This window comes from Ligilactobacillus ruminis ATCC 27782 (genome assembly GCF_000224985.1).
In the GTDB taxonomy this organism is placed as follows: Bacteria; Bacillota; Bacilli; order Lactobacillales; family Lactobacillaceae; genus Ligilactobacillus; species Ligilactobacillus ruminis.
On record NC_015975.1, the window covers coordinates 948,469 to 961,847 of the forward strand.

The 13,379-nt window shown below is 45.1% G+C and carries 11 protein-coding genes; 7 read left to right on the forward strand and 4 right to left on the reverse strand.

What is annotated here, in order from left to right; genetic code table 11:
- The first annotated feature begins 10 nt into the window (after positions 1-10).
- Positions 11-1,387 carry an RsmB/NOP family class I SAM-dependent RNA methyltransferase gene (locus LRC_RS04815; protein WP_014073392.1) on the forward strand — a complete coding sequence of 459 codons (1,377 nt, stop codon included), beginning with the start codon at positions 11-13 and terminating at the stop codon, positions 1,385-1,387.
- Positions 1,388-1,728: 341 nt separating this feature from the next.
- Here the strand turns inward: LRC_RS04815 and fni are convergent, their stop codons facing one another.
- The 4 genes from fni to mvk form a co-directional block, all read right to left on the reverse strand.
- Positions 1,729-2,763, reverse strand: a complete 1,035-nt coding sequence (gene fni, locus LRC_RS04825) for a type 2 isopentenyl-diphosphate Delta-isomerase (RefSeq protein WP_014073393.1) — start codon at positions 2,761-2,763, stop codon at positions 1,729-1,731.
- Between the two features lie 19 nt (positions 2,764-2,782).
- A complete protein-coding gene (locus LRC_RS04830) occupies positions 2,783-3,853 on the reverse strand; it encodes a phosphomevalonate kinase (protein ID WP_014073394.1) in 1,071 nt (356 codons plus the stop codon).
- A 69-nt stretch (positions 3,854-3,922) separates the two neighbouring features.
- Positions 3,923-4,882: a diphosphomevalonate decarboxylase gene (gene mvaD / locus LRC_RS04835; RefSeq protein ID WP_014073395.1), complete on the reverse strand. Its 960-nt coding sequence runs from the start codon at positions 4,880-4,882 to the stop codon at positions 3,923-3,925.
- Positions 4,879-5,838, reverse strand: a complete 960-nt coding sequence (mvk, locus tag LRC_RS04840; protein ID WP_014073396.1) for a mevalonate kinase — start codon at positions 5,836-5,838, stop codon at positions 4,879-4,881. Before mvk ends, mvaD begins: the two co-directional genes overlap by 4 nt.
- 199 nt (positions 5,839-6,037) lie before the next feature.
- Between mvk and LRC_RS04845 the strand changes: the two genes are divergently transcribed.
- The 6 genes from LRC_RS04845 to nth all read left to right on the forward strand — a co-directional run bounded on the left by LRC_RS04845 (position 6,038) and on the right by nth (position 13,332).
- A complete protein-coding gene (locus LRC_RS04845; RefSeq protein ID WP_258414838.1) occupies positions 6,038-8,845 on the forward strand; it encodes a helicase C-terminal domain-containing protein in 2,808 nt (935 codons plus the stop codon).
- A gap of 90 nt (positions 8,846-8,935) precedes the next feature.
- A complete protein-coding gene (locus LRC_RS04850; RefSeq protein WP_014073398.1) occupies positions 8,936-9,418 on the forward strand; it encodes a cell wall elongation regulator TseB-like domain-containing protein in 483 nt (160 codons plus the stop codon).
- Between the two features lie 16 nt (positions 9,419-9,434).
- Complete coding sequence (locus tag LRC_RS04855; RefSeq protein ID WP_014073399.1) at positions 9,435-10,619, forward strand: pyridoxal phosphate-dependent aminotransferase; 1,185 nt, start codon at positions 9,435-9,437, stop codon at positions 10,617-10,619.
- Positions 10,620-10,631: 12 nt separating this feature from the next.
- Positions 10,632-11,933: an asparagine--tRNA ligase gene (asnS, locus tag LRC_RS04860; protein WP_014073400.1), complete on the forward strand. Its 1,302-nt coding sequence runs from the start codon at positions 10,632-10,634 to the stop codon at positions 11,931-11,933.
- Between the two features lie 57 nt (positions 11,934-11,990).
- Positions 11,991-12,698 carry a DnaD domain protein gene (locus tag LRC_RS04865; protein WP_041819964.1) on the forward strand — a complete coding sequence of 236 codons (708 nt, stop codon included), beginning with the start codon at positions 11,991-11,993 and terminating at the stop codon, positions 12,696-12,698.
- Positions 12,691-13,332 (forward strand): endonuclease III, encoded by a 642-nt coding sequence (gene nth / locus LRC_RS04870; RefSeq protein ID WP_014073402.1) that lies wholly within the window; start codon positions 12,691-12,693, stop codon positions 13,330-13,332. Before LRC_RS04865 ends, nth begins: the two co-directional genes overlap by 8 nt.
- The last annotated feature ends 47 nt before the right edge of the window (positions 13,333-13,379 follow it).

Here is a 13,379-nt window from a genome sequence, read left to right on the forward strand (position 1 = left end):
GTTGTTGATCATGAATCTACCTGATGAGTTTATTGAAAAATACACGAAACTGCTTGGAGATGAGGCCGAATCCTTTTTTGAAAGTTTTGACACCGAACCTCAAAAGGGCTTTCGATTGAATCCGCTGAAATCAAATTATCAAAACGTTGCTTTGAATCTGGAACATCCGGTTGATTATTCTGCAGTCGGGTATGTCGGATCCGTCAGCGGCAACTCGCTTGAGCATCAGACCGGATATGTCTACAGTCAGGACTTGAGCGCAATGTATGTCGGTGAAGTCTGCGGTCCAAGGCCGGGCGAAAAAATTCTTGACCTGTGTGCGGCACCGGGCGGAAAATCCAGTCACCTGGCATCTTTGATGAACAATGAAGGCTTGTTGGTTTCAAACGAAATCAACAGGAAACGTGCGCTGGTTTTAGCTGAAAACATGGAGCGAATCGGGGCAAGAAACGTTATCGTCACCAACGAAGATCCGGCCGGACTTTTAAAAACGTTCGAGCAGTTTTTCGATAAAATTGTTGTCGATGCGCCATGCTCGGGCGAAGGGATGTTCAGAAAGGACCATGCTGCGACAAAATACTGGCATAAGGACTATCCAAATGAATGCGCCGCAAGGCAAAAGCTGATTTTGGCCGATGCCATGAAGATGCTGAAACAAGGCGGTACGCTTGTTTACTCGACTTGTACGTTTGCACCGGAAGAAGATGAGCAGATAATAACGTGGCTTTTGAACGAATACCCGTATCTGGAACTCGTTCCGATTAAAAAGTACTCCGGAATGGATGAGGGACGCCCTGCATTTTCTGACGGAAATGAGGAGCTCAGAGGCTGCGTAAGGCTGATGATGCACCATTTTAAGGGCGAAGGGCATTTTATTGCCAAGCTGAAGGATATGCGTCCTGTGGGTGAAAACGTTTCTAAAAAGAAGAAGGGCAAGAAAAAACACGGCAAAAAGGCTGCCATGAGTTCGGAACAAGTCGAGCTTTGGCAAAACTTTGCCAAAGAATTCGAACTGGAAGGATTTTCGCTAAGCAATCTGAAGGTCTTGGGCGATCATCTGTATCTTTATCAGGAATCTTGGCCCGACATTTCGCGTTTGAAATTCATTCGTCCGGGATTTTTGCTCGGAACGTTCAAGAAAAAGCGCTTTGAGCCTTCTTATGGACTTGCGCTTGCGCTTGATCCAACGAAATGTCAGCGAAAACTTGCCGTTGAAAAAGAAGACTGGCAAAAATACGTTGCCGGAAATGTCATTTCGTTAAAAGAACGCCCTGCGCAAGGAAACGGCTGGTATTTGCTTGAATGCGAAGACAAGGCCTTTGCATTCGGAAAAGTCGTTGATTTGACGGTCAAGAATTTCTTTCCGAAAGGACTTCGAATATTTTGATGATAAAGGGTCTTTGTCAAATGGTGTTGATGGCCTCGAAAACTTCACTTCAGAAATGGAGTGGAGTTTTTTTGTTCCCGTCGGTTTCTCTTGTGTTTTTTCAAATTATAGCATTGCGAAGATATTTTGTGAATACAAAAAATGGTGTTGAAAAATCATCATCAACACCATTTAGTATAGACCCCAAAACGGCCTGACCGCAGAACAGTTCCGCAATCAAGCCGTATCTTGTTAGTTAAAATTTTATATTTGAACTGTATACTTGACAGGACATAGTACAGTCTTAAGACGACCGTCCTTGTTCGGCATTTTATTTAATTCAAATTAGAAACGGGATTTTTTTACAGCTGATCCACCGTGTTTTTCAATTCAAGATCCAAAATTCTTTGGACGTCTTTCAGTTCGGAAATTTTGCGGCATCCGAGCAGCGCCATCAAAGCTCTGATACCTGTTTTGAGATCTTCGATTTTTGCAGCCAGGCCGTCCTCGCCGTCTTTTAGCAAAACGTGAAGGAACATGCCGGAGATGCCGACGTTTTCTGCTCCCAGGACCAGGCACTTGACGATGTCTTGAGCATCGCGGATGCCGCCTGAGGCCGTCAGCTTAATTCTGCCAAGCTCATTGCGATGTTTTTGAGCACCCAAAAGCGATTCGGCAGTCGTCAGGCCGAGTTCTTGCATGAAAGCGAGCGTTTCCTTGTTCTTGCGACGCTCATTTTCAATTGCGGCAAAGTTTGTTCCGCCCGCACCGGCCAGGTCGACGTAAGAAAAGCCGTTTTCGGCCAAGAGCTTGAGCGTTTGCGGCGTCATGCCCGTTCCGACTTCTTTGACGAGCAGGGGAACCTGCAGTTTTTCGTTTAAGCGTTTGAGATTTTCAAGCCAATAAAATTCAGCATCACCTTCAGGCATTACGAGTTCCTGAGCCGCATTCAGATGAATCTCAATGATATCGGCATCAATCATGCTGCAAGCCCGCTCTGCATTTTCAAAAGGGTGGTTTGCGCCAAGATTGGCCAGCATGATTCCGTTCGGATTCAACCGGCGAAGCTTTTCAAAACCTTTGGCATAATCCGCGTTTTTGACGGCAACGCTCTGAGATCCGACGGCCATGGCAACCCCGGTCTTGTTTGCAACCCTTGCCAGACTTTCGTTCAGCGCATCTGTCGTTTGGCTTCCGCCTGTAATGGCATTGATGAAAAAGGGAGCTTCAAGCTTTTTTCCGGCCAAAGTCGTTGAAAGACTAATCTCATCCAATGATATTTCCGGCAGATTGGCCGGAATGAGGCGAATGCGTTCCAACCCGTTTGTGCTTTTTTGGCGGTAAAGTTTTTCTGCAATCATGACGTGCTCGTCTTTTCTGTGCGAATGAAGATTCATTTTGGCCTCCTTGGACATATCAGTCGTTGTAATGGACGCTCAAATCAAGCGGGATGATGTCGTGTTTCGTCCATTCATCGAGCAGGGGAGTCGTGTCGATCGAAGAATCAATCAAAACGATGCCGCAATCGCCGCCGCCAGCACCGGACGTTTTAGCGGCACCGCCGAAACGCTCAGCGCTTTCGATCAAATACTTCAATGTCGGCGTTTCAATTTCGACGCCGGTAATTTCATGCAGATTTTCCAAAAGTTTGCGGTTTTTGCGCAGACATTGCTGAATGCCTGGCAAATCGTGTTTTTGAAATGATGCTTCCATTTGTTCAACGCATTTGCTGCTTTCATGCACGAATTCCAGGTATTTTTTGCGGCGTTCTTCTTTTGAAAGTTCGACTTTGTCGACCAGATTCGAGGTTGAAGCAGGCGATCCCGTCCAGCCGATGAGTAGGTTCAGTTTGTCAAATACAGGGAGGGACATGATTTTGAGACCTGGCCAGGTTTTAGCGAGCAGTTCGCTCAAAGAATAGTTGTGACGGGCCGCTTTGAGCCACTGACGGTCAAACGAATGATATTCGAGCCAGCCGCCGAAAACGCTGGTGGCGATGTCTCCCAAGGATCCGTTCCCCTGGACTTCGAAGTGAGCAATGGCAGCAAGTTTGAAAAGCTGATCCAAGGTCACGTTCAGACCGTAGTATTGACAAAGAGCTTTGACGGTTGCAACGGTGACTGCCGCAGATGATCCGAGACCGTATTTTTTGCCGCTCGGACTGTCAAGTTCGCTGTCGATCTTCAAATCGTAGCAGCGCATTTTTTTGCCGAGTTCCTGTGCATACTGTTCAGTGATTCTGATGCCTGACAGGATATATTCAAAAGGATTGTCGCGATTGTCGATCACCATGTGTTCGCCGCGTCTTTTCCAAACGACGGTCGAATTTTCGTATTGTTTTGAAATGATCGTGCCAAAATCCTTGCTGTCTTCGATTGAAACGTAGACGTATTTGTTGAGCCCGACCAAAATTGCGGGGCATCCGGTTTCAACGACCGCATATTCGCCTGCAATATAAAGTTTTCCAGGTGCTTTGACCTTAATCAATTTTTTCAAATCCTTTCAATGATTAATGATTAAAAAGTCCCCCCTGATTCAGCGGGAACCATCGAGAAATCAGATAAGTCTTGCGCCGGGTCCGGGGTTTGCGACCAAAAGATTTTCTTTTGCGAATAATTTTGATAATTCGTCAATGATGAAAGCAACGTTTTGCTTTTCGCAGATGACTTTGACGTTTGGACCCGCATCCATCGTGTAATAGCAGGGAATGTTCTGACTTCGTAATTCTTCGATTTTTTGCATCGCAAGGATGCTTTCCGGCATAAAATATGAAAAATGCGGTTTGGCGCTCATGTTCAAAGCGTGCATCTTCATGGCGCTTGCTTCGGAAACTTCGCCGAGCAAGCTGAAATCTCTGTTTTTGATGGCCTGTTTGACCAGTTTGAGATCTTCTTCGGCCGTTTTGACCCATTCGTGGTAGTAGGGGGAAGTCTTGACGACTTGCTGCATTCCGTGTCTGGAACTGATCTTTTTTTCATGACCGTTGATGACGATGGCAATCATGCAGATTTCCCAGTCCGTTTCTTCTTCAATCGGCTCGGCAAAAGACGTCAGGTCGTCTGTGCCTTTGTGCCATTCGACGAACCCCCCAAAGATTGAGCGCGTGGCAGACCCTGATCCGCGTCTTGCGAGTCTTGAAAGGTCTTTTCTTGTCAAATTCAGTCCGGCGGCGCTGGTGGCGGAAAGCGCAAGGGCAGCATAGGCCGATGCGGAAGAGGCCAGTCCGGCAGCGGTCGGTACGTGATTGATCGAATCGATTCTTGCAAAAGTTTCTTTTTTTGCCAAGTTTCTGACCAGATTCATGAATTTGGCTACTTTGGGGTCGTGCTTTTGTTTGCCGTCAAGACAAAAAATGTCTTCCGTCAAGGCAGGATCAAATTCGACCGTCGTATCCGTATAAAAGTGATCCAGCGTTAGCGAAACGGACCCATTCATAGGGATGATCAGTTCTTCATCTGCTTTGCCCCAGTATTTGACAAGCGCAATGTTCGTGTGAGCTCTTGCTGTTTTTTTCATAAAACGTTTTTCTCCTCCTTGTCAGCGAGCGGTTCGATCCATGTTTGTCTTACCCCGGTCAGACTAAGTTTTTGAGCCAATTCGTTTGCTTGCGCTGCATTTTTCGTCAGACAGATGAAGCATCCGCCGCGTCCGCCTCCGGTCAGCTTGGCACCAAGCGCGCCGTTGTCTTTGGCGACGGAAATATACTCGTCAAGTTCGTCGCAGCTTACGCCAAGCGTCTTGAGCACGCTTTGTGCGGCATCAAACGTCTGACCCAAGCCGAGCAGATCGTTTTTTGCCAACTGTTTTTTGGCGGCAAGAGTCAGCTCTTGCAGCTTGTCAAACAGGGCATTTGTTTCTTTTGCAGCGCTTCCGAGCCGCTTTTTAACGGCAGCGATTGCTTCAGAAGTCTGTCCCTTGATGCCGGTATCGCAGATTAAAAGGCAGCCGTCCAAGTTGATCGGGATGCGCTTGATTTTGCCGGCCATCATCCAAATCGGCGTGTTTGACGCGCAGGTTGCGGCATCAAGCCCGCTCGGGTTGGTGTGCGTGGCAACTTCTTCGATGTTTGCCGCCGCAAGCAGTTCTTTTTCGCTGAAATGCAGAGAAAAGAAACTGAACAGCGCACGTGCCAAAGCAACGGCGACGCATGCCGAAGATCCCATTCCTCGTGCGATTGGCACCATGCTTTTAAGAGTTGCTTCAAGTCCTTTTTGGTAATTTTGTTTTCTGACAGCATCCAGAATCAATTTTTTGATTCCCGTCATATCGGACGGAGCATCAGCCAACAAACCGTCGAAACGTTCGCTGTGAATGATGATCTGCCCGTCTTCTCGAGATTTTATCGTGGATGTTGCCTTAATTGTTTTGAGCGGAATCGCAATTGCTGGTCTTCCATAGACTACGGAATGTTCACCGATTAAGATGACTTTCGCGTGGCTTTCACCGAAGCCGAAACGTGATTCTTCTTCCAAATATATTGCTTCCTTTCCGTTCCGTGTTTTTGCAATCAGACTAATTATACTAGTATTTGTTTTTGCCTACAAGTAGGGAAGTTTAATCAGGCAATAAGATGTGGTAAACTTAAAGGTAAGCAATCAGAAACGAAATGCAGAGCATCGCCTCGAATTTTTGGGCGATTCGGCAAATTTTAAAACGAAATTGGTGAAAAAAATGTCTAATTTGCAAACATATGCTGTCGTCGATCTCGAGATGACGGGCACCAATCCGAACGGCAGTGAGCGCTTGATACAGTTTTCCTGCGTTTTTACGGAAGGAAACAAAATCGTCAATACGTTCTCGACTTTAATCAATCCGCTGAGAAAAATTCCGGAAGACGTACAGAATTTAACAAACATCACGGATAAGGACGTTAAAAATGCTCCGACGTTTGATGAAGTCGCTGGGACGATTTATGCGCTTTTAAGCGACACGGTTTTTGTTGCGCACAATATTGAACTTGATTACCGTTTTTTGAACAGCGAATTTGAACGCATCGGATTTCCGAAACTTGACCTTGAAGGGATCGACACCGTCCAGCTTGCGCAAATCGCGTTCCCGACGCTTGCTTCATACCGTTTGGGAGATCTTGCACATTTTTGGGGATTCAAGCACAAGCATCCTCATCATGCGGACAGCGATGCTTTCGTAACGGCCGAACTTTTCATCCTGTTGCAAAAGAAACTTGCTTCAATGCCGGAAGCCTTGCTGAAAAGTCTGCTCAAGCTCTCTGATGCGCTCCTTTATGAAACGAAGCAGTGCATTTTGCAGGCATATGAAAATAAGCGAAAACAATATGAAATGTTGGACAAAGAGCACATCGAAGTTGAGGGAATCGTGCTCAGACGACCTCGTTTTGAGGTCAAAAAGGGCTTTAACGATAAATTTCCGAAAACTGAGGCTGAGCAGTCCCGGCTTTTTTCGGGAGTTATCGACTGGAGAAAAGAACAAGCGAAAATGATGAACGATATCCATGAGCATTTCAATGGTGCTGAAAAGATGCTTTTGGTTCAGGCTCCGACGGGCATGGGCAAGACGCTCGGGTATCTCGTGCCGGGCGCATATCAGGCTCAAGAAGGAGATTCAACCGTGGTTTCAACGTCGACGACTGCTTTGCTGGATCAGATTGTCAAGGAATCCGTGCCGCTGCTTAAAAAGATCGTTCCGTTCGATTTCACGTATGAAGTCATGAAAGGCAGCGGACATTATATCGATCTTGAAAAATTCAGTCATACGCTCAAGATTCCGATGAACAATCAGACGCGTTTGCTTCAGATGCGCATTTTGTCTTGGCTTTGGCAAACGACGACCGGTGATATGGATGAACTTCGTCTGACGACCTATCGAGCTCAGTTGTTTAAAATGATTAAACATGCGGGAGTCGGGTCATTGTCCGATAAAAGCGCATTTTACGGGCTTGATTTTGTGAGGCTGAGGGACGTCAGAGTCAAATTTGCGGATTTCGTCTTTACCAATCATTCTTATTTGGTGCGCCATGCCGAAGAAATCGGCAAGGGAAAGGCCAATCTGATTTTGGATGAGGCCCAAAATATTCCGAGCGTTGCAATGGAACAGAGCGGGTCCGTTTTTGATTTTGATTTGGTCAAAATTTATTCAGATACGCTGCTCGTTTCGATGGAGTCGCGCATTTCATTTTCGTTTGAAGGACTGATCAGGCAGCATTTTCTGACGAAAAACGAATATCGAACGATTTTGCGCAATATTCAGACAATCGACCATTCCGTGCCGTTCATCAGAGAGAAGTTTTGGGAACGATACGTCAGAACAAAGAGCGGATCAAAAAAAGAATTCGTTGAAACGTTGCTTTCTCCAAATAAAGTTTTAGGCCTTTTAAAAGAAAATTTTGCGATTTTTTTGAAGACGACCAAGGCGTATACCGAACTTTTAGGGCAGATGACGGAAATGAAGCAGCGCTTTTTCAGAGCACTTGATGCCGGGACGCTTGATCACGAGGCCGTAAATCTTCTGACTGATTGGTTTATTGATTGCGAAAAGCTTGTCGAATCAATGGAGAAGTGGCATTTGCTGGAATTTTCCGAACTCGAAAAAATGGACGAAACAACGCTGGTTTGGATGAAATACTCGCCAAATAATCCTAAAACGCATTTGCGCCTGTGCTTTTCAAGACTTGAAGCCGGAAAATATCTTGAAGAAAGAGTTTACGGATATTTTAAGCATATCGTGATGTGCGGGGCGCTTTTATTCACGAAGAAGACCGAAGATTATACGAAGGATCAGCTCAGGCTGGATAACGACGTTTTGACAAAACGATATCAAAGCGCGTTTGACTATGCTCATCAGGCAAGAGCAGTCTTTGCGACGGACTCGCCCGATCTTTCGTCAATGCTCAGCAAGGCTGAATATCATGCATATTTAACGGATGCGTTAGCAGACATTATTGAAAAAACCTCTTTGCAAACGTTGGTTCTGTTTAATTCTTTGGAGGATATCGAAGCGGTTTACAATGGACTTTCGGTTCGCGGACTGAATAAGAAAAGAGAGATTTTGGCTCAGGGAGTGAACGGAACTCCCGAAAAATTGAAGAAACGGTTCGTTTTGACGTCTTCAAAAAGCATTTTGCTTGGAGCGGGAAGTTTCTGGGAAGGAATCGATCTTCCGGAAGAAAAGCTTGAACTGTTGGTAATTACGCGTCTGCCATTTCAGTCTCCTGATTCATTGATCAACAAGGTGCGTTATCGTAACGTTCAAGCCAAAGGACACAATCCTTTTTCGGCCGTTTCGCTTCCCGAAGCAGCTTTAAAGTTCAGGCAGGGTTTTGGAAGGCTGATCAGAACAAAAGACGATCACGGCATTTTGGCAGTGTTGGATTCGCGCATCGTCAATAAGCGTTATGCTCATGAGTTTACCGACACGTTGCCGAAAAATTTGCGAATTGATCGCGTCGAAATGAAAGACATTCCCGAAATTATTCGTGATGCCGAAAAAGATTTTGGGTTTTAGGTGCCGCTGACGAGAAAAGACTGGTATAATAAAGCATGTGTTTTATTTTCAGTCGATTCTGCACGATGCATGAAGGGAGTTTTTAATTAAATGCAAAAAAAGCAGCATGGCAAGCTGTATCTTTTTATGGGAGTTTTGCTGGCAATAGTTGCTGTTTTAGGGATTTTCTTTAAATCAGTGCAGCCAGAAAATGAAGCCCACAAAGAAGCGGTGCGCCTGGCGAAAAAATATGCGCATCTCAAAAAAGAGGATGCTTTTTATCGTTATAGCAGAGATAAGACTTTTTATACTGTTTTCGGAACGAATGCGGACAATCAAAAAATTTACGCCGTTGTTTCGAAAAACGGCAAAAAAATCAACATCTACGGTCAAGAAGACGGCATCTCTGCTGAAACAGCCAAAAAAGCAGTCAGAAAACGGCAGGACGTCAAAAAGATTACGAATGTCGGAATGGGTATGAGGGGAAAAACTCCCGTTTGGGAAGTTACCTATCTGAACGCTTACGGCAATTTGTGCTATGACATCATTGCTTTCAAAAATGGTGATGTTATCAAAACAATTCAAAACATTTGATGGAGGTTTTTTTCAAATGAAGATATCGCAACGTGCGCAAAATATTACGCCTTCGGCCACACTGGCACTCTCTGCCAAGGCAAAACAGATGAAGGCTTCCGGAATCGACGTGATCAATTTATCAATCGGAGAGCCAGATTTCAATACCCCGCGCCACGTTAAGGATGCGGCTGTTGCAGCCATAAATGAAGGAAAGTCCGATTTTTACACTCCGGCAACCGGTATTTTGGAATTAAGGGAAGCAATCGCAAAATTTATCAATGATGATTGCAACACTGCATTTTCCAAGGAGAACGTCGCCGTGGCAGCCGGCGGAAAGATGGCGCTTTTTGCAATCGCGCAAACCATCCTTGATCCGGGCGACGAAGTTTTGATTCCGTTGCCGTACTGGGTGAGCTATGGGGAACAGGTCAAGCTTGTCGGCGGAGTTCCGAAGTTTGTCAAAGCAAATAACGAAACCCACAAAGTTACGGTCAAAGAACTTGAAGAGATGCGGACTGAAAAGACCGTCGCAGTCATCGTTAATTCGCCTCAGAACCCATCAGGCTTGATTTATACGAAAGAAGAACTTGAAGCAATCGGCAATTGGGCAGTCGAACACGATATTTATCTGGTTGCTGATGACATGTACAGCAAGTTAGTCTATAATGGAAATAAGTTTGTCTCATTGATGGAGCTTTCTCCTTCAATCAGACAGAATACGATTCTTGTCAACGGTTTTTCAAAGGCATATGCAATGACCGGATGGCGAATTGGCTACGTTGTTGCTGAAGAAGAGATCATTAAGAAGATCGGAGCCGTTATCGGACACGAAACAAGCAATTTGGCAGCAGTAAGTCAATATGCGGCTTTGGCTGCAGTTACTGGCGATCAGGCATGTACTGAGGAAATGCGTCAAGCATACGAAAAACGTCTGAACGAAATATATCCGTTTGTTTGCGAAATTCCTGGTTTTGAATTGAAGAACAAGCCTGAGGGGGCATTTTACATGTTTCCAAACGTCAAAAAGGCGGTTTCTCTTTGCGGATTCGAAACAACGGAAGAATTTGCGGACAAGCTGTTGGAAGAAGCACACGTTGCCGTCGTTCCGGGCTCTGCATTTGGCATGAGCGAACATGTGCGTTTGAGCTATGCGACAAGTCTTGAAGACTTGAAAAAGGCCATGAGCCGGATGAAAGAATTTGTAGAAAAACATATGTAGGAGGAATTTGGTTTGGAAACAATAAGTATTATCGATTCCAAAGATTACGTCAATCAAAAAGTAAAAATCGGAGTTTGGTTGACCAATAAGCGTTCAAGCGGCAAGATTGCCTTTTTGCAGCTTCGTGACGGAACGGCATATTTTCAAGGAGTCGTTGTAAAGAACAATGTTTCTGAAGAAACGTTTAAGCTTGCAAAGGAACTTAAGCAGGAAACGAGCATGTACGTGGTCGGAACGATTCATGAAGACACGCGCTCTCATTTCGGATATGAAATTGAGATCGAAGACATTGAAGTAGTAGGTGAAAGCGAGAACTATCCTATCACGCCAAAAGAGCACGGCACGGATTTCTTGATGGACCATCGCCATTTATGGCTTCGTTCCAAGCGTCAGTTTGCCGTGATGAAGATCAGAAACGAAGTAATTCGTGCAACGTACGAATTTTTCAACAAAGAAGGTTTCATCAAGCTTGACGCTCCGATTTTGACGGGCAGCGCACCTGAAGGAACGACGGAATTGTTCCATACTGAATATTTCGACAAGGATGCATATTTGTCTCAATCGGGGCAGTTGTACGAAGAAGCAGGGGCAATGGCATACGGAAAGGTCTTTTCGTTTGGGCCGACGTTCCGTGCCGAAAAATCAAAGACTCGTCGTCATTTGATCGAATTTTGGATGATTGAACCGGAAATGGCTTTCATGCATCAAGAAGAAAGCTTGGAGATTCAGGAACGCTACATTGCATATCTTGTTCAAAACGTTCTTGATCATTGCGACTATGAACTTGGAATTCTTGGACGCGATCGTGACGTTTTGAAACGTTATACGGAACTTCCTTATCCACGCATCTCCTATGACGAAGCAATTGACTTGCTTAAGGAAAGCGGCGAATTTCCTGACGTCAAGTGGGGCGAAGATTTTGGTTCTCCTGAAGAAACTTATCTTGCAGAACATTTCAGCAAGCCTGTTTTCGTCATGAATTATCCGAAAGCAATCAAGCCGTTTTACATGAAGCCGCACCCGACGCGCGATGATGTCGTAATTTGTGCCGACTTGCTTGCACCGGAAGGATACGGTGAAATCATCGGCGGATCTGAACGTTCAACTGATCCTGAATATTTGGAAGAACAAATAGTTAAGGCTGGTCTTAATAAGGATGATTATGAATGGTACTTGGATTTGCGGCGTTACGGCAGCGTTCCTCACTCAGGATTCGGGCTTGGACTAGAACGCTGCATCACGTGGCTGACGGGCGAAGATCATATTCGTGAAGCAATTCCGTTCCCACGTTTGCTGAACCGTATTTATCCTTGATAAAAGTCTCAGGCCAGGATGTTTCCTGGCCTTTTTTACGTGAAAGTGGTGTTTTCAATGGATGATGCAACAGTGTTTATGTTAAAGAAAGGTCAAACTTCGATTTCAAATCTGCTGCTTGAAAATTATACGGATTTGGGTCTGAATGACGGTGAATTCTTATTGCTGCTGATGCTGATGAAATTCGACCAGCAAAAAGAAGACGTTGATTTGGAAGCCTTGTCTAAGATGATGGGCAAGACGGATGCCGAAATCGGGACTCTGCTCAACAATTTGATCGTCAAAAAGGTCGTTGAGTTAAGAACAGTTATTGATGCTTCGGGCAGGCAGCGCGATTGTTACGATTTATCGTTTTTGTACGAAAAGCTTGTTCAAATCGTTAAAAATCAGTTGCGGACACGAAGTCAAAAACAAGAAACTGCAACGAAAGAACAAGTTTTTGACAGTTTTCAAAAAGAATTCGGACGACCGCTTTCAAGCATTGAGCTTGAAGAAATCAGGTGCTGGATGGAAGAAGACGGCTATTCACCGGAAATTATCCTGTTGGCATTGAAAGAAGCAGTTTTGAGTCAGGCATACAACTTCAAATATATTGACCGAATTCTTATTTCATGGGAAAAGCAAAACGTTCATTCGGCAATGGACGTTCAGCGAGTCAAGGATCAGCGCGAAGAGAAAAAAACGAATCGGAAAAAGAAAAAAGGCAATGCCAATCGTCCAAAAATCCCATTGAGTCACTGGTCTGGAGTTGACAAAGATGCTTGAGAAAAAACAGGTTTCAAAAATTCTTGATACGATGAAGGAACGCTTTCCAAAAGCGGATACGACCCTTGAAAAGACCGATCCTTTTCACTTTTTGCTGTCGATTATTTTAAGCGCACAGGCAACCGATGTTTCCGTCAATAAGGCAACGCCTGCACTTTTTAAAGCATATGCGACGCCGGCTGATTTGGCTCAGGCAGATCCGAGCGAAGTTGAAAAATACATCAAAACGATCGGACTGTATCACAATAAGGCCAAGTATCTGGTCGGGTGCGCAAAAGATTTGGTCGAACGTTTCGATGGCAAAGTTCCAAAGACGCGCGAAGAGTTGATGGACTTGACCGGCGTCGGCAGAAAGACTGCCAACGTGGAACTTGCCGAATGTTTCGGAATTCCTGCATTTGCCGTTGACACCCATGTCAGTCGCGTTGCCAACAGGCTTGCTTTGGTCGAGCCGACAAAAAACGTTTTAGAAATTGAACGTCAGTTGATGGAACAAGTCGATGAAAGTCGCTGGATCGAAGCTCATCATTTGCTGATTGCATGGGGAAGGAATCAGTGTCTTGCGCGAAAACCGAAGTGCGAAACGTGTCCGTTGAGTTTTGAGTGCAAATATTTCAAAGAAATAAACGGCTGATAGCAGCAAAAAAGCAGCATCCGGGTTTGGATGCTGCTTTTTGTTGC

Coding starts and splice junctions, on each gene's coding strand:
- LRC_RS04815 (WP_014073392.1), top strand. CDS start 11: ATGAATCTACCTGATGAGTTTATTGAAAAATACACGAAACTGCTTGGA.
- fni (WP_014073393.1), bottom strand. CDS start 2,763: ATGAATCTTCATTCGCACAGAAAAGACGAGCACGTCATGATTGCAGAA.
- mvaD (WP_014073395.1), bottom strand. CDS start 4,882: ATGAAAAAAACAGCAAGAGCTCACACGAACATTGCGCTTGTCAAATAC.
- LRC_RS04845 (WP_258414838.1), top strand. CDS start 6,038: ATGTCTAATTTGCAAACATATGCTGTCGTCGATCTCGAGATGACGGGC.
- LRC_RS04850 (WP_014073398.1), top strand. CDS start 8,936: ATGCAAAAAAAGCAGCATGGCAAGCTGTATCTTTTTATGGGAGTTTTG.
- LRC_RS04855 (WP_014073399.1), top strand. CDS start 9,435: ATGAAGATATCGCAACGTGCGCAAAATATTACGCCTTCGGCCACACTG.
- LRC_RS04865 (WP_041819964.1), top strand. CDS start 11,991: ATGGATGATGCAACAGTGTTTATGTTAAAGAAAGGTCAAACTTCGATT.
- nth (WP_014073402.1), top strand. CDS start 12,691: ATGCTTGAGAAAAAACAGGTTTCAAAAATTCTTGATACGATGAAGGAA.